Consider the following 21,791-nt stretch of genomic DNA (forward strand, 5'->3'; position numbering starts at 1 on the left):
CCGGGGTCACCGCGTGGTCTTGCGGTAGCAGACCATCAGCCGCTCGCCGGCGAGGCGCCAGCCCTCGGCGCTCGGCCACGATGCGTACCAGGTGCGGGAGCCGACGATCGCGGGGCAGCGACGGCCGGCGATGCGGAGCATGCCCTTGCGACCCGGGTAGGTCTTCGACGGGATCCGCAGGGTGTTCTTCGCGCGGTAGTCGTGCTTGGCGGAGCAGGCGGTGGCGTAGAAGCCCGCCCGCCGCGCGTCCCCGCACCGGGCGACGCGGTCGGGGTGGGGCAGCGCTCCCAGGGCCGGGGTGCGGTCGGTCGGCAGCGGCAGTAGCCGGCTGCCGCCCAGCAGGGTGAGGTCGCAGCGGATCCAGCGGGCGCCGGCCCGACGCTGCGCCGCGGTCGGGGCGAAGAACATCAGGTTGTAGGCCGACATCTCCTGCGCCTTGCGCGAGCCGCCGAGCGCCCGCCGGATCGCGGGGGCGCAGCCGCGGATGCCGGCGTCGAACGCCTTGGACTGGTCGGCGACGACGCTCCGGGAGACGTCGAAGACCTTGACCGTGCGCGAGGTGTGCGAGCGGCGGCACGGCACCGGGGCGTCCGGGTCGCTGTAGCGGCCGCCCTCCTCGTAGGTCAGCGCGTGGCAGCTGCCGACCTTCGGACGGCCGGCGGCGGAGGCCTCGGCCGTCGGGGTCGTGCTGGCCCCGGTCGCCGGTGCCGGGGTGGCGGCGACCGGTGCGGTGAGGACGGCGGACGTCACGCCGAGGGCCAGCGCCAGGCAGGCGAGCGCGCGGAGGAGGGTGCGGGTCATGGCGCGGGACCGTACCGCCGGCAGGGCGCGGGCGGGGCCGAATCCGGTGGACGTCGTCCGATCGGCCAGGTCTCTCCCTCCGGCGGGCGTGGACGGACGACCCGCGGGGAAGGGTCGGCCGCATGCGCCTGCCCCGGCTGACGATCGCCGCCCTCCTCGCCACCGTCGCCCTGGCGTCCGGCTGCGGAGGTGACGACGAGGACGCCGGGCCCGAGCGCAGTGAGCTCGCCGAGAACCTGGCCGCGACCTTCGAGAAGGCCGGCGTCGGTACCGGCGACGGCCGCACCTACTGCCTCGCCCTGGACGACGAGGGAGCCGGGCGGGTCGCGGAGGCGCTCGGCATCGGCGGTGCCACCTTCGAGGACTCCGCCAACCTCATCGGCACCGGCTCGCAGGACGCTCGGGTCCAGTGCAGCTTCGTCCCGGACACCGGGGACGAGCTGCCGGTGGGCCTGGTCGTGCGCACCACCGACGACGACCTCGACGAGGCGGTCGCGCCGGCGCGCGACTCCTCCGGCCGCGCCGCCGAGATCACCGAGCGCACCGTCGACGGGCTGGACGACGGCACCGTGGTCACCCTCGACCAGGGCGGTGAGTACGGGCAGGCGGTCTGGGTGCAGGACGGCGTCTACGTCGCCCTCGGCGCCCCGCCCGAGACCGCCGACCTCGACGCCCTGCTCGCCGCGCTGCCGGTGCTGGTCGAGGAGGTCGACCGCACGGTGGCCGACGACTGAGACGTGCGGCCACCGACGGGCGGCGTCAGGTCGCGGCGAGCACCTGCTGCAGCGCCGCCACGCCGCGCGAGGTGTGGCTCTTGACGGTGCCGGTGGCGATGCCCAGCTCGGACGCGGTCTCCTCCACCGACAGGCCCAGCCAGTGCCGCAGCAGCACGGTCTTGCGCTGCATCTCGGGCAGCGACTGCAGCGCCTCGAACAGCGCGGAACGGTCCTCGACGCCGAGCCCCTCGCGGGCGGCGCGGTCGTGCCCGTCGAGCCCCGGCTGCTCGCGACGGCGCCACGTCCGACGGTGCTCGTCGATGTCGGTGCGCACGATGATGCGGCGCAGGTAGGCCTCCTCGGTGCCGGCCCGCCGCACCCGTGGCCACGCGACGTACAGCTTGGTCAGGGCCGACTGCAGGACGTCGTCGGCCCGGTTCCAGTCGCCGCACACCGCGTAGGCGATGCGGCGCAGGTGCTGCTGCCGGGCGGCGACGAACTCGGTGAACTCGCGGTCGCGCTGGGCGGCCCTCAACGCAGACCCTCGGATCCTCCGCCGGGACCGTCCTCGTACTTGGTCGCCGCGAAGGAGAGGAAGCTCGTGAGCGTGGCGCCCGTGCGCGCGGTCTGCGGATAGACGATGAACTCCGGGTCCGAGCCGTCGAGCTGGCGGGCGAGGACGAAGAGCAGGTCGCCGTCGTGGTCGACCCGGGCGGCAGCCGTGCGGTCGTCCGGAGCCGCGAAGCTCTCGGGGAGGACGACGTCATCGGTCTGGGCGAGGACGGTGGTGCCGGGCTCGGCCCGGAGCGTCTCGCCGTCGCCGAAGCGCACCAGGCGCAGCTGCTGCAGGTCGCCCACGTCGGGGTCCGCACCGTCGGCGTCGGAGTTGCCGGGCAGCTCCGCGGCCGTCTGCTCGGCCCAGGCGGCGAAGTCGGAGCCACCGGGCTCCGCCGGCTGGGAGAACTCGTAGCCCGACGACGTCACCAGGGACCACCGCTCCTGGTCGCCGCGGACGACCGAGACGGCGGCGGACGGATCGGCGGGCGCGGAGTCGAGCGGGTCCTCGACGACCTCGACCACTCGAACGCCCGGGGCGAGCACGAGGGTGCCGTCCCGGTCGACGGCCACCAGTCCGCCCGGCCCGAGATCCGCGCGTCGCACGTCGAGGGGCGGCACCGTCGGCACCGCCGGGGCCTGGTCGGGGGCGGCGGCCGGACCCGGCTCCTGGCCGGACGGGCCGGTGCCCGACCCACCGCCGTCGTCCGCGAGGCCGCTGATCGCGACGCCGGCGCCGACGACCGCGAGGACGGCGAGCGCACCCGCGCCGGTCGCCACCCGACGTCGCAGCAGCGCACGCCGGCCGGCGCGGAGGTGGGTGTGCGGCGGCTGCGGCGCGGGGCCGTCCCCGAAGGAGCGGTCGATCCGGGCGGCGAGGTCGGTGTCGTTCACACCTGGTCTACGGCACGCGGCCACGATCGGTTGTCACGGGCGCCCGCCTCGTGCCGACGCACGACGGTCAGCACGTGCAGCATCACCAGCTCGGTCAGCGCCTCGCGCGCCGGCAGGTCGGCGAGCAGGTAGGCGGTGCCGAGGACGCCGCGCGGCGCGAACGCGACGACCAGCTCGAGGCGCGAGCCGGCGTCGTCCGGGTGCACGACGACCTCGAGGGTCACCGTGCCGGGTGCCCGCACGATGGCCTGCAGCGTGAGGCGGTGGGCGTCGTGGTCGGCCTCGACCACGCGCCAGAACCCGGCCTCGTCGCCGGTCTCGAGCAGCGGCCGTCCGGGCGGACGCCGCTTCAGCGCGGGCCCCAGGGCCAGCCGGTCGATCGCCCGCCGGAACGCGAACGGCGCCGCGTCGACGTACCACTGCGGACCGTCCTCGCCCGAGGCCGCCACCGCCCACACCGACGCCGGGTCGAGGGCGAGCGCCGACGAGCGACGCGAGCTGCGCAGGGTGCGGCCGCGGTCCATGTGGTCGACGCTACGGGGCGTCGTCCGGCGGCACTAGGCTTCGGGCATGCCTATCGCCACCCCCGAGAAGTACGCCGAGATGCTCGACGCCGCGAAGGCCGGCAGCTATGCGTTCCCCGCGATCAACGTCTCGTCGTCCCAGACCCTCAACGCGGCGCTGAAGGGCTTCGCCGACGCCGGCTCCGACGGCATCGTGCAGGTCTCCACGGGCGGCGCGGAGTACCTCTCGGGCCCGAGCGTGAAGGACATGGTCAGCGGCTCGGTGGCCTTCGCGGCCTACGCCGCCGAGGTGGCGAAGAACTACCCCGTCAACATCGCGCTGCACACCGACCACTGCCCGAAGGACAAGCTCGACGGCTTCGTGCGCCCCCTCCTCGACCTCTCGCTCGAGCGGGTGCGCGGCGGCCAGGCGCCGCTGTTCCAGTCGCACATGTGGGACGGCTCGGCCGTGCCGCTGGAGGAGAACCTCTCGATCGCCTCCGAGCTGCTCGAGAAGTGCATCGAGGCCAAGATCATCCTCGAGATCGAGGTGGGCGTGGTCGGCGGTGAGGAGGACGGCGTCGAGAACGCCATCAACGACAAGCTCTACTCCACCCCGGACGACGCCATCGCCACCGCCAAGGCGCTCGGCCACGGCGACCGCGGCTACTACATGACCGCGCTGACCTTCGGCAACGTGCACGGCGTCTACAAGCCCGGCAACGTCAAGCTGCGTCCCGAGGTGCTCAAGGACGCGCAGGAGGCCGTCGTCCGCGAGTTCGGCCTCGAGGAGGGCGCCAAGCCCTTCCACCTCGTCTTCCACGGCGGTTCGGGCTCCTCGGCCGAGGAGATCGCCGCCGCCGTCGACTACGGCGTGGTCAAGATGAACGTCGACACCGACACCCAGTACGCCTTCACCCGCCCGGTCGCGGGCCACATGTTCGACAACTACGACGGCGTCCTGAAGATCGACGGCGAGGTCGGCAACAAGAAGGCCTACGACCCGCGTGCGTGGGGCAAGGCGGCCGAGGCCGGGATGGCGGCGCGCGTCGTCGAGGCGTGCGAGAACCTGCGCTCGGCGGGCCGCGCGCTCTGACCCGCTCGTGATGCGTCGATGAGCGGCCTGCGGGCGCCGGCGTCAGCCGGTGACCTGCAGGTCGACCTCGTCGTCACCGACCTTCGTGCACTCGATGCTGAGGCCGGCGGCCTCGACGGTCTCGCCCTCACGGCACGAGACGTCGTCCCCGTCGACGGTGAGCTCGGCGGTGCCGTCGCTCGCGCCCTCGAGGGTGACCGTCGGCTCGCCGCCGAGGGTGTCGAGGTCGGCCTCCGCGCCGTCGCCGTTCAACGAGACCTCGCACTCGTCGTTGACGCACTTGCTGGTGTTGGTGGTGACGCTGCAGCCGCCGGCGAGCACGGCGGTGGCGAGGACGAGGGCGGCGACGGGGGTGGTGACGGCAGCGAATCGGCTGGGTCGGCTGGGCTGTCTGGGTCGGCGGGTCATGCCACGACCCTGCCCGCCAGGTGATCGGCCGAAGCGTTCGCTCTTCGCGAGGTGTTCACCGCTAGGGGTGCCTTGACCTGTCGGTGGCGTGATGCATCCTTCGCGCATGAGATCCCCCTCCCGTCCACTCGCTGCAGTGGTCGGCGTCGTCGTCGCCGCCGGTCTGCTCAGCTCCGTCCCCGGTCCCGCGCGGGCCCTCGACGTCGACGCGTCGACGTCGGCCGCGCGCACGCCGGCCGCCGCGGCCGCCCCGCGGTCCACGGCCGCCGAGCGGCAGGTCGCCCGCGTGGCCACGCCGCGGCTGCGATGGGAGAGGTGCGGCCAGGGCCTGCCCCCGAACCTCGCCAAGCGCCTCACCTGCGCGACCCCGAAGGTGCCGCTCGACTACGACCGGCCCCGCGGCGCCCCGACGCAGCTGTTCGTGGCGCGGCTGCGGGCCGAGCAGCCCGCGCGGCGCATCGGCACCCTGTTCGTCAACCCGGGTGGTCCGGGCGGCTCGGCCGCGGGCGCGATCCTCGACTTCGCCAGCGCGCTCGGCCCGCGGGTGCGGGCCCGCTTCGACGTCGTCGGCGTCGACCCGCGGGGCGTCGGCGGCAGCGGCATCACAGCGTGCAGCGGCAAGGTCGGCTTCCCGCCGCGCCTCGCGCAGTACCCGCTGAACCGCGAGCAGGCCACCAGCCGCATCCGCTTCGACGACCGCGTGCGCCGCGCCTGCGCGCAGAAGCGCACGCCGCTCGTCGACCACGCCAGCACCGCCGACGTCGCCCGCGACATGGACCTCATCCGGCGCGCCGTGGGCGACCCGAAGCTCACCTACTACGGCGTCTCCTACGGCAGCTACCTCGGCGCCACCTACGCCCGCCTGTTCCCGAACAAGGTGCGTGCGCTGGTCGTCGACGCCGTCCTCGACCCCGTCGCCTGGTCGACCGGCAACCCCACCACCCAGGGCGCCAAGACGCCGTTCACCACCCGGCTGCGCAGCGGCTACGGCGCCTACGAGGCGCTGACCGCGGCGTGGACCGAGTGCGACCGCGTCGGCAAGAAGCGCTGCGCGCTGGCCGGCGACGCGCTCGGCAAGTGGAAGCGCGTGCTGCGCGCGGCCAAGCAGGGCCGCCTCGGCGACGGCAACGGCTCGCTCGCCTACCAGGACGTCGTCGGCATCGCCCTCGGCTCGCTCTACAGCCGCTTCGGCATCCCCTCGCTCGCGAGCTTCGTCGCCGACCTGAACGCCGGCCTGGACCGCTCGGCGCGCACCGGTCAGCGCCGGGTCCTCGTCAGCGAGTCGAAGCAGTACCCCAAGCTGCTGAAGATGCGTCGCGAGCTCGAGCGTCGTGGCCTCTACACCGCGCCGATCGTCTCGGCCCCGGCCCGGCGCCCCGCCACCACCGACGTGCTGTTCAACGCCGTCACCTGCAGCGACAGCGTGAACCCGCGCGACCCCTACGCCTGGGAGCGCGCCGCCAAGGAGCAGGACCGCACCGCGCCGTGGTTCGGCCGGCTGTGGACCTGGTCGTCGTCCCCGTGCGCCCGCCAGGGCATCGGCTCCTCCGACGACGCCTTCCAGGGCCCGTGGCGCACCGGCACCTCGACGCCGCTGCTGGTCGTCGGCAACACCCACGACCCCGCCACCCCGATCAGCGGTGCCCGCAAGGTCAACACGCGGTTCCGCGACTCGGTGCTGCTGACGTGGGACGGCTGGGGCCACGCCGCCATCGGCCAGGGCGGCTGCGTCACCTCGCTGACCGGCACCTACCTGGTCACCCAGCAGCTGCCCGACGACGGCACCGTGTGCCGTCAGCCCAAGCCGCTGTTCCGCTGACCGGCCACTGACCGGCCGCTGACCGGCCACTGACCGGCCGCTGACGGGCGGCGGTGGGTGGGCCGGGCGGCCCCGGCATGATGGCGCCATGAGCACCTTCGGCGACCTGATGGCGGGACCGCCCCCCACCCACCTGCCGCACGACCCCGCGACCGACGACCTCGCCTCGGGCACCAGCCCGCGCGACGTCGTCCGCGCCCACCCCGCCTCGCCGTCGGCCTGGGCGGCCCTGGCCACCCAGGCGGTCTCCGACGACGCCGACGCCGTCACCGTCTACGCCTACGCCCGCGTCGGCTACCACCGCTCCCTCGACCTGCTGCGCCGCAACGGCTGGAAGGGCCACGGCCCCGTCCCGTGGGAGCACGAGCCCAACCGCGGCTTCCTGGTCTGCCTCTCGCTGCTCGCCAAGTCCGCCCGCGCCATCGGCGAGGACGACGAGTGGGAGCGCTGCGCCACCTTCCTCCGCGACTCCAGCCCCACCGCCGCCGACCACCTCCTCGGCTGACCGGCCGGCCCGCTGGGCACTCCCTCACCGAAGCGACCGCTCAACCGCCCGTAGACGGGCGGGGAAGTGCAACGGACGGTGGGCTAGTTGCCCGGGTCGGCGCCGCCGAGCAGGTACCGCACCCGCTCGGCACCCAGGGCGAGGAAGAGCGTGGGTAGGCGAGGGCCGCGCTCGGCGTCCACGAGCAGCCCGTAGAGCAGACGGAAGAACGCCTTCTGGTCTGCCTTGACCTCGTCGGTGGGCGGGTCGTCGAGGTCGAGGCCACGACCGAGCTTGGGGACGCCGTACACCAGGGTGGTGATGCCGTCCTGGTCGAGCTCGTCGGGCATGCGGTCGAGCAGCGCAGCCAACCACCCCTCCTCGTCCTCCGAGAGCGCAGCCAGTCGGGCCGTGTCGGGCTCGGTACGGACCGTCGTGCGCTCCTTCTCGGGCTGATCGGCCACCCACGCCAGCGCGCGAGCGAGCCGCGGCTCGAGGTCCTCCAACGAGGACAGCTCGAACCCCGACCCCGTGACGGCGCGCGCGATCAGCTCGGGAGCACCCGCGGTCACGTCGGCCACCGAAGACAGCAGCCTGAACGGCACCGTGACTGCCGCCCGGGGCAGTGTGCCCGCGGCGGCAGTCGAGACCGAGCGCTCCCAGGCCAGCGTGGCCACGTCGCGCTTGGTGGCGGCCTTGCGGCCCAGGGCGTCCCACTCGTCGTAGAGGCGGACGACCTCGGCGCCGAGGTCGATGGTGAAGTTCTGGCGCGGCTGGCGGCGCACGTAGAGCCACCGCAGCATCGGCGGCTCGAGGATCCGCAGCGCGTCGGCCGCGGTAGGCACTCCGCCGCGCGAGGACGACATCTTGGTCATGCCGGCGACGCCGACGAAGGAGTAGGCGACGAACGAGGGTGCCCGCCACCCGAAGAACGGCGCCACCTCGGTTCCCACCGTGTAGGAGGACCCGGGTGTCGCGTGGTCGTCGCCACCGGGCTCGAAGTGGACCCGCTCGAACGCCCAGCGCATCGGCCAGTCGATCTTCCACACCAGCTTGCCCTCGTCCTGCGTGGCGAGGTTGGTGGTGCCGGTGAAGTCACACGAGGCGCACGTGTAGGTCAGGTCGGTCGTCTCGTCGTCGTACGCGGTGACGGTCACGGTGTCGCGGCCGCACTGGCGGCAGTAGGGCTTGTAGGGGAACCGTCCCAGGTCGAAGCCGTCGCCGCCCGCGGCGTCCTCGTCGTCGGCGCTCGTCGCAGGCGCCTTCGTGCGAAAGCGGGCGAGCACGGCCTCCAGCTCTTCGCGGTGGCGCACGGCGTGCAGGACCTGCTCGCGATAGCGGCCGGAGCGGTACATCGAGGTCTGCGAGACCTCCTCCATCTCCACGCCCATCTCGCGCAACGAGGTGACCAGCGGCTCCTTGTAGTGCTCGGCCCAGGACTCGTGGCACCCGCCCGGGTCGGGCACGACCGACAGCGGGCGGCCGATGTGCTCGCTCCACGACGGGTCGACGCCTGCCGGCACCTTGCGGAAGCGGTCGTAGTCGTCCCAGCTGTGCAGGTGCCGCACCGGCAGGCCACGCCGGCGCACCTCCTCGGCCACGAAGTGCACCGTGAGGAACTCGCGGAGGTTGCCCAGGTGCACCGGGCCGGACGGGCTGGCCCCGGAGGCGCAGGTGATGAGCGCCGCGCCCTCGCCGGCCTGGCGGATCGCAGCATCGGCCGCCCGGGTCACCCAGTCGGTCGGTTCGCCGTCGTCCTTGCTGCCTCTGGTGCGTGCCACACGCCCCACGCTATCGAGCGCGGCGCGTGCTCAGGCGGGCAGGATCATCCGGTACGCCGCCCGCTCGAGCCGCCACGACCGGCGGCGCTCCGGGCCGTAGATCTCGCCGTCGGCGCTCACCCAGAACGCCTCGCCGCTGACGCTGACCTGCTCGCCGCGCAGGTAGTCGACGTCGGCGTGGTCGGGGTGGCTGCCCATCGCGAGCCGCGCGGCGTAGACGAAGCGCGAGACCGGACCGGTGGCGCGGGAGACCATCACGTCGATCCTGCCGTCGCCGGGGTCGGCGTCGGGCGTGAGGTCGGTGCCGCCGCCCACCGACGCGCCGTTGCCGACGGCCACCTGCAGCACCTTCGTGTCGACGTCGGTGACGACCTCGCCGTCGACCTCGACCCGCAGCCGCAGCACCGGCGGGTTCCACGCGGTGATGGCGGCGCCGATGGGGTAGCCGAGCTTGCCGAGGTTCACCTTGCCGACGCCGACCTGGCCGAGCCGGCCCTTCCAGCGGGTGGCCCGGCGGCTGGCCGCGGCGCCGGCGCCGACGTGCACGTTGTTGACCACCACCTGGCCGAGCTCGTCGACGATGAGGTCGATGGGCCGCGCCGTGCCGTCGAGGACGACCTGCGCGGCGTCCTCGACCTCGAGCGGGATGCCGGTGCCGCGCGCGAAGTCGTTGCCGGTGCCGAGCGGCAGCAGCGCGAGGGTCGCGTCGGCGAGGTCGCGGCGGCGGTAGAGGGCGGAGACGACGGCGTGCAGGCTGCCGTCGCCGCCGGCGACCACGATGGTGCGCCCGCCGGCGCGGTGCAGGACGCCGTCCAGCTCGCCCGGCTCGGAGGTCGCCTCCACCTCCACCGACCGGTGGGGGCGCAGCACGGCCAGCGCACGCTCGAGGTTCTCCTCGTCCGACGTGCCGGCCTCGCTGTTGGTGATGACGAGCAGGGGCTCACCCATGCCGGTCAACGTAGCGGCCGTGTCGATACCCTGAGCCGTTGGCCCAGCGGCCCCAGCAACCGACAGCACCCGACGAAGTGGAGCACCATGCCGGCCATCGCGATCATCGGCGCCCAGTGGGGCGACGAGGGCAAGGGCAAGGCCACCGACCTGCTGGGCAGCCGCGTCGACTACGTGGTGAAGTTCAACGGCGGCAACAACGCCGGGCACACGGTGGTCATCGACACCGACGGACGCCGCGAGAAGTACGCGCTGCACCTGCTGCCGAGCGGCATCCTCTCCCCGAACTGCACGCCGGTCATCGGCAACGGCGTGGTCGTCGACCTCGGGGTGCTCTTCGAGGAGATCGACGGCCTCGAGGCCCGCGGCGTCGACACCAGCCGGCTCAAGGTGAGCGCCAACGCCCACGTCATCGCCGACTACAACCGCAGCCTCGACAAGGTCACCGAGCGGTTCCTCGGCTCGCGCCGCATCGGCACCACCGGCCGCGGCATCGGCCCCACCTACGCCGACAAGATGAACCGGGTCGGCATCCGGGTGCAGGACCTCTTCGACGAGAAGATCCTGACCCAGAAGGTCGAGGGGGTCCTCGACCTCAAGGGCCAGGTGCTCTCGAAGATCTACAACCGTCGCGCGCCCACGGTCGAGGCGACCGTGGAAGAGCTGCTCGGGTTCGCCGAGCGCATCTCGCCGATGGTGTGCGACACCGGCCTGCTGCTCAACCAGGCCCTCGACCGCGACGAGGTCGTGCTGCTCGAGGCCGGCCAGGCCACCCTGCTGGACGTCGACCACGGCACCTACCCGTTCGTCACGTCGTCCTCCGCCACCGCCGGCGGCGCCTGCACCGGCTCCGGCATCCCGCCGACCCGCCTCGACCAGGTCATCGGCATCGTCAAGGCCTACACGACCCGGGTCGGCGAGGGGCCGTTCCCGACCGAGCTGCACGACGGTGTCGACGCTGCCGGCGAGCACCTGCGCAAGGTCGGCGACGAGTACGGCACCACCACCGGCCGGCCGCGCCGCTGCGGCTGGTTCGACGCCGTCATCGCCCGCTACGCCGCCCGCGTCAACGGAGTCACCGACTTCGTGCTCACCAAGCTCGACGTGCTCACCGGCCTCGAGCAGGTGCCGGTGTGCGTGGCCTACGACGTCGACGGCGTCCGCCACGACGAGATGCCGGTCAACCAGAGCGACTTCCACCACGCCAAGCCGATCTACGAGTACCTGCCCGGCTGGTGGGAGGACCTCGGCGAGGCACGCAGCTTCGACGACCTGCCGGCGAACGCGAGGGCCTACGTCGAGGCCGTCGAGCAGATGTCGGGCGCCCGCATCTCGGTGGTCGGCGTCGGGCCGTCGCGCGCCGCGTCGGTCGTGCGGCACGAGCTGGTCTGAGCGCCCCTAGTAGATGCCCGGCGCGACGTCGTCGACGACGCCCTCGAGGTCGCCGGGCTCGTCGCGGTCGCGCCACTGCGGGGCGTAGCGGAACGACGTCCCGGTCGAGAGCAGCACGCGGACGCCGTCGATGCCGAGGGTGACCACGTCGGCGTCGCCGTCGCCGTCGACGTCCGACAGCGTGCCCTCGAGCCCGTCGCCGCCGCGCTCGAGACCGAGCGCCCAGATCTGCGCCGAGCTGAACCCGTCGCGCCCGGCGACCCAGCGCCACACCACGGCGTCGAAGCCGAAGCTGTTCATCAGCACCAGCTCGGGGGCGCCGTCGGCGTCGACGTCGCCGGCGTGCACCTCGTCGAGGGAGAGGTACTCGCCGCCGTACTGCTCCGAGACCCGCACCGGGTCGCCGGCCGGCTCGAGCGCCCGGCCGGTCGAGAGCAGCATCTGGAACTGCGAGGGCTGCTCGCCGTAGACCTGCTCGAGGACGGCGTGCACGAGGTCGTCACGGCCGTCGCGGTCGAAGTCGCCGACGGCCCACACCGACTCGACGGCCGTCAGGTCGCCCTCGTACCAGCGCTCGGGGTCGCCGAACCCGCCGCTCTCGCCCACCGCGACGACGTCGACGGCCGTGCCGCGACTGCGAGTGGGGCTGGCCACCACGAGCTCGTCGGCGCCGTCGCCGTCGAGGTCGGCGGCCAGGAAGTCGCGGTCGAGGTCGTCGCCGACGCGGGGGAGCGAGACCGCGGACGACGAGCCGCGCCCGCGGGCCGGGTCGAGGGTCAGCGCGACGGTGCTGGTGTCGTCGAGCAGGGTGAGGACGTCGGTGCGGCCGTCGCCGTCGAAGTCGCCGGTGAGTGCGGCGGTGCCGTCGACCTCGCGGGCCTGCGCCGGGGCGAAGCCGTCGCCCTGCGAGCGCAGGGTCACCAGCCCGCGGTCGTAGTCGCTGTAGGCGAGGTCGCCGAGGCCGTCGCCGTCGAGGTCGCCGGGCACGATCGGGGGTGGACCCGACGGCGTCGGCTCGCCGGTGGTGCCCGTCGAGCCCGTCGCGTCGGTCCCGTCGGTCCCGTCGGGCCCCGGCACGGTGGACGACGACGTCGCGTCGGTGGGGCCGGGCGGGTCGGCCCCGGGGTCGTCGTCCCCGCCCGCGACCGCGACGCCGGCCACGACGCCGCCGGCGACCAGCAGGCCGGCCGCCGCGGCCAGGGCGATGCCGCGGCGCCGCCGCGAGCGTCCGGTGGCGCCCAGCGGCGGCAGGTCGGGCAGCGGGGTGGCGCCGGTGAGGGTGCCGACCAGCTGCCGCAGGTCGTGCCGCAGGGCCCGCGCGTCGGCGTAGCGCTCGGCGGGGTCCTTGGCCATCGACTGCGCGAGGATGCGGTTGACCTGCAGGGTCAGGCCGTCCTCGCCGGGCAGCTGGGGCACCGGCGCCGAGAGGTGCAGCATGGCGACCTCGACGTCGGAGCCGGCGTAGGGCGGGCGGCCGGTGAGCAGCTCGTGCAGCACGCAGCCGACGGCGTAGACGTCGCTGGCGGCCGAGCCGGGCTCGCCGCGGGTGCGCTCGGGGGCCAGGTAGTTCCAGGTGCCGGCCACCGCGCCCGGCGTCGTCAGGCCCGAGCTCTCGGTGAGCGCGACGCCGAAGTCGCTGAGGTAGACGTGCACCCGGTCGAGCCGGTCGTCGCGCAGCAGCACGTTGGAGGGCTTCACGTCGCGGTGCACGACGCCGACGTCGTGCGCGGCGACGAGCGCGTCGGCCAGCTGGGCGGCGACCCGCGCGGCCAGCGGCGGCGGCATCGCGCCGCGCTCGCGCAGCAGCCGGCCGAGGTCGCCTCCCGCCGCGAGCTGCATCGCGATGTACAGGCGGCCGTCGACCTCGCCGTGGTCGAGGATGCGCACGACGTGCGGGGAGTCGAGCCGGGCCAGGACGGCGGCCTCGCGCTCGAACCGCAGCCGGAACCCCGGCGCCGAGGCCGCCGCACCCGAGATCAGCTTCAGCGCCACCCGGCGTCCGAGGCGCAGGTCGGTGGCGGCGTGGACGGCGCCCATCGCGCCGGAGCCGAGCACCTCCTCCAGCCGGTAGGGGCCGACGGTGCCGACCGGCCCGCCGGGCCCACCAGGGCCTGCGGTCACCGGAACGTCCGGGTGTGGAAGTCGAAGTAGCCGATGTAGCGGCCGTCGAAGAAGCTGCGGTTCCAGCGGCCCCAGCGGCTGCTGACCAGCCGGCTGCCGTCGGAGACGCCCGCGAGCAGCACCGCCCGGCGCTTGCCGGTCACCGCGACGCCGACGACGTCGTCGAGGCCGTCGCCGTTCACGTCGGAGACCCCGGCGTAGAACGACGAGGCCTGCCCGGCCGACAGGGCGCCGATCACCCGGGTGCGGGTGAAGCCGCCACGGCGGACGTCGACCATCTCGACGGTGCCGGAGGTGGAGTAGTCGAGGCTGAGCAGCTCGTCGTCCTCGTCGCCGTCGAGGTCGCCGACGAGCAGCTCGGGCCGGAACCCGGTCACGAGCTCGCGGGTGCCCGCGCGGCGCACGCCGACGGGGTCGTCGCCCGCGCCGCGCCAGAGCGTCAGCCGCTGGCGGTACTCGCCGATCTCGCGCGTCTCGGCGCCCTGCTTCATCACCGCGACGTCGCCGCGTCCGTCGCCGTCGAAGTCGCCGAGCTCGATGCTGGCCTGCGCCGCGCTGAACGGCACCTCGAGCAGCGGGCGGGCGTCGCGCACCTCCTGCCCCTCGACCACCATCGCGTCGAGGGTCAGCGGCGGCTCCTCGTAGTCGCGCAGGTAGAGCAGGACGACGTCGTCGTCACCGTCGCCGTCGACGTCGCTGGCCGAGACGTAGGCCGGCTCCTCGCGCTTGGCGGCCTCGGCGTCCATGCTCCCGCCGCCGCTGAGGTCGCCGGTGAAGCGGAACGCGTCGCGCTTGTTCAGCGTGCGGACCGCGAGCGTCTCGCCGACCCCGTCGCCGTCGAAGTCGCCCCGCAGCGGCGTCCAGTCGCGGTCGACGATGCTGACCTGCTCGGGCTCGGCGAACCGGCTGCCGGTGGAGAGGAACGTGGTCTCGTCGTCGATCTGGCGGTCGCGGGGGCCGACGGTGATGCTGAAGTCGACGCGCAGGTCGCCGAGGCCGTCGCCGTCGACGTCACCGGTGATCGGGCCGCCCTCGTCGAGGCGCTGCGGGCCGGGGTCGGGCTCCGGCTCGGGGTCGGGGTCGGTCGTGGGGTCGGTGGTGGGGCTGCCGGTGAGCGCGTCAGTCGGGTCGTCGGTGGCCTGCGAGGTCGGCGTGGTGGGGCCGGCGCCCTCGTCGGGGCCGTCGTCGCCGCCGAGCTGGGTGAGGACGACGACGCCGCCGGCCACCAGCACGACCGCGGCGCACACCGCGGCGATGACGCCGGCCGAGCGGCGCCGGCGTCCGGTCGGGTGGGGCGTGGGCGGCGAGACCCGTGGCGGCAGCGGGCCGAGCGAGACCTGGCTGACCGGTGCGCCCGTGCCCGAGCCGGACGGCGTGACCGGCGCCCGGTGCGCGGTGGGGGCGGCCTGCGTGGGCGCCCGGTGGGGCGCGGCCGGCACGGGCCGGACGCCGGAGTCGGGGCGGCCCGCCGCGCTCAGCAGGTCGAGGCGCATCTCGTCGGCGCTGCGGTAGCGCTGCGCGGGGTCCTTGGCCAAGGAGCGCTGCAGGATCGCGTTGACGTGGCGGCCGAGGTCGTCGGTGGCCACCAGCTGCGGCACGGGCGCCTGCTGGTGGGCGACCGCGATCTCGACGTCGGTGCCGCGGTAGGGCGGGCTGCCGGTGAGCGTGGCCCACAGCAGGCAGCCGAGCGCGTAGACGTCGGACGCCGGCGACCCGGGTGCGCCACGGCCGCACTCGGGGGAGAGGTAGCTCCACGTGCCGGCGACCGCGCCGGGGGCGGTGAGGCCGTCGGAGGCGGTGCGGGCGATGCCGAAGTCGCACAGGTAGGCGTGCAGGTCGAGCGAGTCGGCGTCACGCAGCAGCACGTTGGTGGGCTTGACGTCGCGGTGCACGACGCCGACGCGGTGGGCGTCGTCCAGGGCCTCGGCGAGCTGGGCGCACACGGAGAGGGCGAGGGTGGTGGGCATCGGCCCGCGCCGCTGCAGCAGCCCGCCGAGGTCGCCGCCGCCGACGTACTGGGTGGCGATGTAGGGGGCGCCCTCGTGGGTGCCGTAGTCGTAGATGGCGATGACGTGGGGCGAGTCGAGCCGCGCCAGGACGGCGGCCTCGCGCTCGAAGCGGCGGCGGAACTCCTCGGAGTGGCCGAGGTCGGCGCCCAGCACCTTGAGCGCGACCCGGCGGCCGATCGAGGTGTCGGTCGCGCCGAGGACCACGCCCATGCCACCCCGGCCGATCACGGAGTCGATGCGGTAGCGACCGACCTGGTCGCCGACGCGTGGGAGCGCAGTCACGGTGCCGTCATTCCCTTCCGGGTCGTGGGTCAACCCCGCACACTCTGGACGCGGGAGGGCCTCGCCCTACCATCGTGGCCCGTGAGGATCCTCGTCATCGGAACCGGCGGACGTGAGCACGCCCTGGCCCGGGCCCTGGCGGCCGACCCCGACACCACGGAGGTGCACGCCGCGCCGGGCAACCCGGGCATCGCGCGCGTGGCCACGCTGCACGACGTCGACCCGCTCGACGGCGAGGCGGTGGCGGCGCTGGCCGACGACCTCGGTGCCGACCTCGTCGTCGTGGGGCCCGAGGCGCCGCTGGTCGCCGGTGTGGGCGACGCGGTCACCGCGCGCGGCATCCCGGTCTTCGGGCCGAGCGCCGCGGCGGCCCGGCTCGAGGGCTCGAAGGCGTTCGCCAAGGAGGTGATGACCGCGGCCGGCGTGCCTACCGCGGCGGCGCGGGTGTGCACCGACGCGGCGCAGGTGGCGGCCGCCCTCGACGAGCTGGGCTCGCCGTACGTCGTCAAGGACGACGGCCTGGCCGCCGGCAAGGGCGTGGTGGTCACGACCGACCGCGACGAGGCGCTCGCCCACGCGGCCGGCTGCGAGCGGGTCGTGGTCGAGGAGTTCCTCGACGGGCCCGAGGTCTCGCTGTTCGCGCTCACCGACGGCCGCACGGTCTACCCGCTGCAGCCCGTCCAGGACTTCAAGCGCATCGGCGACGGCGACGCCGGCCCCAACACCGGTGGCATGGGCGCCTACACGCCGCTGCCGTGGGCGCCGTCCGACCTCGTCGAGCAGGTGCAGCGCGAGGTGCTGCAGCCGACGGTCGACGAGATGGCGCGCCGCGGGACGCCGTTCGCGGGGCTGCTGTACGCCGGCCTCGCGCTCACCTCGCGCGGCGTGCGGGTGGTCGAGTTCAACGCCCGCTTCGGCGACCCCGAGACCCAGCCGCTGCTCGCGCTGCTCGAGAGCCCGCTGCTGCCCCTGCTGCTCGGCGCGGCCACCGGCACCCTCGCCGACGTGCCGCCGCCGGCGTTCCGCGCCGGCGCCGCGGTCGGCGTCGTCCTGGCCAGCAAGGGCTACCCGGCCTCCGCGTCGGTGGGCGACCCGATCGCCGGGCTCGACGAGGCCGAGGCGCTCGACGGCGTCCACGTCGTGCAGGCGGGCACCGCCCTCGGCCCGGACGGCGACCTGGTCACCGCGGGCGGCCGCGTGCTCGCCGTCGTCGGCACCGGCGCCTCGGTCGCCGAGGCCCGCGAGGCCGCCTACCGCGGCGTCGCCGTCGTCGACTTCCCCGGCGCGCAGCACCGCACCGACATCGCCGCCGGGGTCTGACCGTGCCGGTCACGGAGGGCGGTCTGCGGCGATCGCGGACGTCGTGGGAGGAGCTTCTCGCCCTGCCCGACGACGTCCGCGCCGAGTGGGTCGACGGCGCGGTCGTCGTGAGCCCGCCGAGGTTGCTGACCGCGCTGCCGGAGCTGCTGATGGTGACCGAGGTCGGGCTGCTGCTGCCCGGGGAACGTCTCAGGGCGCCCGACCCGCTGCCGCCCGGGCCCGGGGCGCCGTGACGGCGTTCGCGGCCGGGTCGACCGTGCTCAACCGTGAGACGTGGGGCGAGCGCACCTGGCTGACCTACCCGGTGACCGTGGCGTCCGACGACGGGCCGGACGGCGTGCTGGCGCTGGTGCTCTCCGACGGGGCCGCCTTCGCCTTCGACGACGCCGGGCCCGCGCACCCGTGGGCGGCGCACACGGCGTGGCGCGGCCCGACGGTGCTGCAGCTGCGACGGACCGACCTCTGGTACTCGGTATGGAAGTTCTTCGGCCCCGCGACCGAGGGGTCGCCGTTCACGCACTGGTACGTGAACTTCGAGCGGCCCGTGGTGCGCGAGGCCGACGGCGTCCGCACCGACGATCTCGAGCTCGACCTCGTCGTGCGTCCCGACGGCCGCCGGGAGTGGAAGGACGTCGAGCACCTGCACGCGCGTCTCGCCGAGCACCGGTTCACGACGTCCGACCTCGAGCACGTGCTCGCCGCGGCCGCGGACGTCGTCGCGATCCTCGACGCCGACGCCGCGGGCGACCCCACCGCCCGCTGGTGGTCACGCTGGGACGACTGGGTGCCGTCGTCCCCGGCCGGTAGTCCCTGACGAAAATCAGGGATTCCGGGCGCCGGACCTTGATTTTCGTCAGGGACTACCGGCGCGGGAGGATGGCCGGCGTGAGCGTCCCGAACGTCCTGGCCGCGCGGTACGCCGGGGCCGACCTGGCGGCGATCTGGTCGCCGGCCCACAAGATCGTGCTCGAGCGACAGCTGTGGCTGGCGGTGCTGCGGGCCCAGCGCGACCTCGGCGTCGCCGTGCCCGAGGGCGTCGTCGAGGCCTACGCGGCCGTCGTCGAGCGGGGCGAGGACGCCGTCGACCTCGGCTCGATCGCCGCCCGCGAGCGGGTGACCCGCCACGACGTGAAGGCCCGCATCGAGGAGCTCAACGCCCTCGCCGGCCACGAGCACATCCACAAGGGCATGACCAGCCGCGACCTCACCGAGAACGTCGAGCAGCTGCAGGTGCGGCAGTCGCTGGCGCTGCTGCGCGACCGCGCCGTCGCCACCCTGGCCCGCCTGGCGCGCCTCGCCGCCGAGCACGAGACCACCGTGATGGCCGGGCGCAGCCACAACGTCGCCGCGCAGGCCACCACCCTCGGCAAGCGATTCGCCACCGTGGCCGACGAGCTGCTGGTCGCGCTCGAGCGGGTCGAGCAGCTGCTGGCCCGCTACCCGTTGCGCGGCATCAAGGGCCCCATGGGCACCGCTCAGGACATGCTCGACCTGCTGGACGGCGACGCCGACCGCCTCGCCGACCTCGAGCAGCGGGTCGCGGCCCACCTCGGCTTCGAGCGGGTGCTCACCAGCGTCGGCCAGGTCTACCCGCGCAGCCTCGACTACGACGTCGTCACCACCCTCGCGCAGCTGTGCGCGGCGCCGTCGAACCTGGCCACCACGATCCGGCTGATGGCCGGCAACGAGCTGGTCACCGAGGGCTTCGCCGAGGGCCAGGTCGGCTCGAGCGCGATGCCGCACAAGATGAACAGCCGCTCGTGCGAGCGGGTCAACGGCCTGGCCGTCGTCGTCCGCGGGCACGTCTCGATGGTCGGCGAGCTGGCCGGCGACCAGTGGAACGAGGGCGACGTCTCCGACTCGGTGGTGCGTCGCGTCGCGCTGCCCGACGCCTTCTTCGCCACCGACGGCCTCTTCCAGACCTTCCTCACCGTGCTCGACGAGTTCGGCGCGTTCCCGGCCGTCATCCAGCGCGAGCTCGACCGCTACCTGCCGTTCCTGGCCACCACCAAGGTGCTGATGAGCGCGGTGCGCAACGGCGTCGGCCGCGAGACCGCCCACGAGGCGATCAAGGAGGCGGCGGTCGGCGCCGCCCTCGACATGCGCGCCGGCGCCGACAACGACGTGCTCGCCCGGCTCGCCGCCGACCCGCGGCTCGGCCTCACCGACACCCAGCTCGCCGCGCTCGTGGCCGAGCCGATCGACTTCACCGGCGCCGCCGTCGCCCAGACGCGGGACGTCGTCCGCCGCGTCGGCGAGATCGTGGCCCGCCACCCCGACGCCGCCGCCTACGAGCCGGGCTCGATCCTCTGATCGACGGGGTCAGGCGGGCGCCCGGCCCCAGGTGACGGCGGCGCGGACGGCCGGGGGCGCGGCGTCCGCGACCTCGTGGTCGGGCGCCGCGCCGAGCGCGCCGTTGACGCTCGAGAACGCCAGCCGCAGACCCACGTAGAGCGTGAGCGAGAAGATCGCCGCGTCGTCGTAGCCCGCCGCCCGCAGCGGCTCGAGGTCGGCGGACGTCGTGCCTGACGGGTCGCGGACGACGGCCCGCGCCCACGACGCGAGCGCGCGGTCGCGGGCGTCGAGGACGGCGTCGTCCTCGCCCGACAGCGTCGCCGCGGCCACGTCGGCCCCCGCCTCGTCGGCCAGCCGGCCGCCCCACGCCAGGGCGCAGTAGGAGTCGCCGAGCGCAGCCGCGGTGGCCGTCACGAGCACCCCGCGCTCGCGCATCGACTGGCCCGCGGAGGCCAGTGCGGTCAGGTCGCGGAAGGCCGTGTCCGCCTCCGGGGCGTGCGCCCACAGCCGGGTCAGGTTCATCACGAACCCGTCGTCGGCCAGGTCGGCGTCATACATCCGCCGCGCGCCGGCGGTCTCCTCCGGGTCGCTCAGGAACGTCATCGTCCGAGTGTGGAGCGCCCGAGGCCCCCACGACCAGGGCCGCGACCAGCGCCAGCGCGAGCACGCCGAGCCCGGTGAGCAGGGCGGCACGCAGGGCCGCGTCGCCCGTGCCGAGCTGGTAGACCGCCACCAGCAGCGCGGCGCCGATGGCCGAGCCGATGCGCTGCCCGGTCTGGACGGCGGCGCCCGCCGCCCCGCCCATGCGCGGCGGCACGTCGGCCAGCGTCAGGGTGAGGTTGGGCGAGACCACCGCGCCGCCGCCGATGCCGGTGAGCAGCAGCGCCGGCACCAGCACCCACGCCGTGGCCGTCTCGTCGCGGCCGGGCACGAGCAGCGCCACGAGCGTGACGCCGCTCATCATCACCGTGAGGGCGCCGATGGTCAGGCGGCGTCCGAGGGTGGTGACGACGCGGCCGGCCAGCAGCGAGGCGACGGCCGAGCCGAGGGCGAGCGGCGTGATCAGCAGTCCGGTGTGCAGCGCGGAGTAGCCGCGGCCCTCCTGCAGCCAGACCGAGAGCACGAGCAGCACGCCGACGTAGCCGGTGAAGTAGAGGGTGCCGATGACCAGGCCGCCGGCGTAGCCGGGCGTGCGGCGCAGCAGCCCGAGATCGAGCAGCGGCGCGCGGCCGCGGTCGCGCAGCCGGTGCTCCCAGCGCACGAACCCCACGGCGACCAGCGGGGCCACGACGAGCAGCAGCAGCGGCAGCCGCTGCCCGCCCTCGAGGCTGACGACCGGGAACAGCACGCAGAGCACGGCCAGCCCGAGCAGTGCGGCGCCCACGACGTCGAGGTGCTCGCGGCGGCCCTCGCCACGGCTCTCGTCGTCCGCGTCGTCGATGCGGCCGGGCACCAGCCTGAGGACGCCGACCAGCGCGACGGCGCCGATCGGCACGTTGACCAGGAACAGCCAGCGCCACCCGCCGTCGTCGCCCGCGACCGCGATGATGGCGCCGCCGAGCACCGGCCCGATGGCCGAGGCGAGCGAGACGGTGAAGCCGAAGACGCCGAACGCCCGGCCGCGCTCCGGGCCGCGGAACAGCTGCTGCACCAGGCCGGAGTTCTGCGGGGTGAGCATGCCGGCCGAGGCGCCCTGCAGCAGGCGGGCGACGACGACGAGCTCGGCGCTCGGCGCCAGCCCGACGGCGGCGCTGGAGGCCACGAAGGCGACCAGGCCCCACACCATGAGCCGGCGGCGGCCGTAGGCGTCGCCGAGGCGACCGCCCGCCACGAGCGTCAGGCCGAAGGCCAGCGCGTAGCCCGAGACCACCCACTGGATGGTCGAGGCCGAGGTGCCGAGGTCCTCGCGCATCGAGGGGATGGCGACGTTGACGATGGTGACGTCGAGCAGCGACATGAACCCGACGACCAGCGAGACGCCGAGGATGCGCCAGCGCCGGGGGTCGGGCTCGTAGGCGTCGCCGTCGCCGCTGACGACGCTGACGGCGCGGCCGGGTGCGGCATCCTGGGCCGCGTGACCCGTGCCGTCGACCTCGTCGTGACCGGAGTCGTGCAGGGCGTGTCCTTCCGGGCCTACGCGCAACGGGAGGCGCGACGTCTGGGGGTGGCGGGATGGGTCGCGAACCGCGGCGACGGCGCCGTCGAGGCCCGGGTGGAGGGCGACGACGACGCCGTCGAGGCTATGACGCGGTGGTGCCGGACGGGATCACCCGCGGCGAGGGTGGCCGGGGTGAGCGTGTCCGAGGCCGAGGTGAGCGGGGTGACGTCCTTCGAGGTGCGCCGCTGACCCCGGCCGGGGGGCGGACC

At 74.7% G+C, this 21,791-nt stretch carries 21 protein-coding genes; 10 read left to right on the forward strand and 11 right to left on the reverse strand.

Going from position 1 to position 21,791, the window contains the following annotated elements:
• Positions 1-6 precede the first annotated feature (6 nt).
• Positions 7-801: a septum formation family protein gene (locus ABEA04_RS03750; protein ID WP_345454653.1), complete on the reverse strand. Its 795-nt coding sequence runs from the start codon at positions 799-801 to the stop codon at positions 7-9.
• Positions 802-923: 122 nt separating this feature from the next.
• Between ABEA04_RS03750 and ABEA04_RS03755 the strand changes: the two genes are divergently transcribed.
• Complete coding sequence (locus ABEA04_RS03755; protein ID WP_345454655.1) at positions 924-1,535, forward strand: hypothetical protein; 612 nt, start codon at positions 924-926, stop codon at positions 1,533-1,535.
• 25 nt (positions 1,536-1,560) lie between these two features.
• Here the strand turns inward: ABEA04_RS03755 and ABEA04_RS03760 are convergent, their stop codons facing one another.
• Genes ABEA04_RS03760 through ABEA04_RS03770 form a run of 3 tightly spaced genes read right to left on the reverse strand, consistent with a single transcriptional unit; the run spans position 1,561 to position 3,490 of the window.
• Positions 1,561-2,052 carry a SigE family RNA polymerase sigma factor gene (locus ABEA04_RS03760; RefSeq protein WP_345454657.1) on the reverse strand — a complete coding sequence of 164 codons (492 nt, stop codon included), beginning with the start codon at positions 2,050-2,052 and terminating at the stop codon, positions 1,561-1,563.
• Positions 2,049-2,966, reverse strand: coding sequence for a hypothetical protein (locus tag ABEA04_RS03765; protein WP_345454659.1), 918 nt, complete (start codon positions 2,964-2,966; stop codon positions 2,049-2,051). Before ABEA04_RS03765 ends, ABEA04_RS03760 begins: the two co-directional genes overlap by 4 nt.
• On the reverse strand, positions 2,963-3,490 hold the full coding sequence (locus ABEA04_RS03770; protein WP_345454661.1) for a DUF2867 domain-containing protein: 528 nt from the start codon (positions 3,488-3,490) through the stop codon (positions 2,963-2,965). The genes ABEA04_RS03765 and ABEA04_RS03770 overlap by 4 nt, the downstream gene beginning before the upstream one ends.
• Before the next feature lie 46 nt (positions 3,491-3,536).
• On the opposite strand from ABEA04_RS03770, the gene fbaA reads away from it, so the two are divergent.
• Positions 3,537-4,565 carry a class II fructose-bisphosphate aldolase gene (gene fbaA / locus ABEA04_RS03775; RefSeq protein WP_345454663.1) on the forward strand — a complete coding sequence of 343 codons (1,029 nt, stop codon included), beginning with the start codon at positions 3,537-3,539 and terminating at the stop codon, positions 4,563-4,565.
• Positions 4,566-4,607: 42 nt separating this feature from the next.
• Here fbaA and ABEA04_RS03780 read toward each other — a convergent pair whose 3' ends face one another.
• Entirely contained in the window at positions 4,608-4,973 is a 366-nt protein-coding gene (locus ABEA04_RS03780; RefSeq protein ID WP_345454665.1) for a hypothetical protein, read from the reverse strand.
• Positions 4,974-5,079: 106 nt separating this feature from the next.
• Between ABEA04_RS03780 and ABEA04_RS03785 the strand changes: the two genes are divergently transcribed.
• Positions 5,080-6,792, forward strand: coding sequence for an alpha/beta hydrolase (locus tag ABEA04_RS03785; protein WP_345454667.1), 1,713 nt, complete (start codon positions 5,080-5,082; stop codon positions 6,790-6,792).
• A gap of 88 nt (positions 6,793-6,880) precedes the next feature.
• The gene (locus ABEA04_RS03790; RefSeq protein ID WP_345454669.1) at positions 6,881-7,297 is read left to right on the forward strand and encodes a DUF3151 domain-containing protein; all 417 of its coding nucleotides are present in this window, start codon (positions 6,881-6,883) and stop codon (positions 7,295-7,297) included.
• A gap of 83 nt (positions 7,298-7,380) precedes the next feature.
• Here the strand turns inward: ABEA04_RS03790 and lysS are convergent, their stop codons facing one another.
• Positions 7,381-9,057, reverse strand: a complete 1,677-nt coding sequence (gene lysS / locus ABEA04_RS03795) for a lysine--tRNA ligase (protein ID WP_345454671.1) — start codon at positions 9,055-9,057, stop codon at positions 7,381-7,383.
• Between the two features lie 30 nt (positions 9,058-9,087).
• On the reverse strand, positions 9,088-10,005 hold the full coding sequence (locus ABEA04_RS03800) for a diacylglycerol/lipid kinase family protein (RefSeq protein WP_345454673.1): 918 nt from the start codon (positions 10,003-10,005) through the stop codon (positions 9,088-9,090).
• An 87-nt stretch (positions 10,006-10,092) separates the two neighbouring features.
• On the opposite strand from ABEA04_RS03800, the gene ABEA04_RS03805 reads away from it, so the two are divergent.
• The gene (locus tag ABEA04_RS03805; RefSeq protein WP_345454675.1) at positions 10,093-11,397 is read left to right on the forward strand and encodes an adenylosuccinate synthase; all 1,305 of its coding nucleotides are present in this window, start codon (positions 10,093-10,095) and stop codon (positions 11,395-11,397) included.
• Positions 11,398-11,403: 6 nt separating this feature from the next.
• Here the strand turns inward: ABEA04_RS03805 and ABEA04_RS03810 are convergent, their stop codons facing one another.
• Positions 11,404-13,518 (reverse strand): serine/threonine-protein kinase, encoded by a 2,115-nt coding sequence (locus ABEA04_RS03810; protein WP_345454677.1) that lies wholly within the window; start codon positions 13,516-13,518, stop codon positions 11,404-11,406.
• Positions 13,515-15,809, reverse strand: a complete 2,295-nt coding sequence (locus ABEA04_RS03815) for a serine/threonine-protein kinase (RefSeq protein WP_345454679.1) — start codon at positions 15,807-15,809, stop codon at positions 13,515-13,517. The genes ABEA04_RS03810 and ABEA04_RS03815 overlap by 4 nt, the downstream gene beginning before the upstream one ends.
• Before the next feature lie 81 nt (positions 15,810-15,890).
• Here ABEA04_RS03815 and purD point away from each other — a divergent pair, with 81 nt between their 5' ends.
• The 4 genes from purD (at position 15,891) to purB (ending at position 19,442) form a co-directional block, all read left to right on the forward strand.
• Positions 15,891-17,129, forward strand: a complete 1,239-nt coding sequence (gene purD, locus ABEA04_RS03820) for a phosphoribosylamine--glycine ligase (RefSeq protein WP_345454681.1) — start codon at positions 15,891-15,893, stop codon at positions 17,127-17,129.
• A 2-nt stretch (positions 17,130-17,131) separates the two neighbouring features.
• On the forward strand, positions 17,132-17,362 hold the full coding sequence (locus ABEA04_RS03825; protein WP_345454683.1) for a hypothetical protein: 231 nt from the start codon (positions 17,132-17,134) through the stop codon (positions 17,360-17,362).
• A 23-nt stretch (positions 17,363-17,385) separates the two neighbouring features.
• Positions 17,386-17,943, forward strand: coding sequence for a ribonuclease FAU-1 family protein (locus ABEA04_RS03830; protein ID WP_345454685.1), 558 nt, complete (start codon positions 17,386-17,388; stop codon positions 17,941-17,943).
• 62 nt (positions 17,944-18,005) lie between these two features.
• Positions 18,006-19,442: an adenylosuccinate lyase gene (gene purB / locus ABEA04_RS03835; RefSeq protein ID WP_345454687.1), complete on the forward strand. Its 1,437-nt coding sequence runs from the start codon at positions 18,006-18,008 to the stop codon at positions 19,440-19,442.
• A 9-nt stretch (positions 19,443-19,451) separates the two neighbouring features.
• Here purB and ABEA04_RS03840 read toward each other — a convergent pair whose 3' ends face one another.
• Both ABEA04_RS03840 and ABEA04_RS03845 read right to left on the reverse strand, forming a co-directional pair.
• Positions 19,452-20,027 (reverse strand): carboxymuconolactone decarboxylase family protein, encoded by a 576-nt coding sequence (locus tag ABEA04_RS03840; RefSeq protein ID WP_345454689.1) that lies wholly within the window; start codon positions 20,025-20,027, stop codon positions 19,452-19,454.
• Complete coding sequence (locus tag ABEA04_RS03845) at positions 19,975-21,567, reverse strand: MFS transporter (protein ID WP_345454691.1); 1,593 nt, start codon at positions 21,565-21,567, stop codon at positions 19,975-19,977. The genes ABEA04_RS03840 and ABEA04_RS03845 overlap by 53 nt, the downstream gene beginning before the upstream one ends.
• Here ABEA04_RS03845 and ABEA04_RS03850 point away from each other — a divergent pair.
• Positions 21,544-21,771: an acylphosphatase gene (locus ABEA04_RS03850; protein WP_345454693.1), complete on the forward strand. Its 228-nt coding sequence runs from the start codon at positions 21,544-21,546 to the stop codon at positions 21,769-21,771. The genes ABEA04_RS03845 and ABEA04_RS03850 overlap by 24 nt on opposite strands.
• Positions 21,772-21,791: the final 20 nt, after the last annotated feature.

The organism is Nocardioides marinquilinus, assembly GCF_039543705.1.
Taxonomy (GTDB): Bacteria; Actinomycetota; Actinomycetes; order Propionibacteriales; family Nocardioidaceae; genus Nocardioides; species Nocardioides marinquilinus.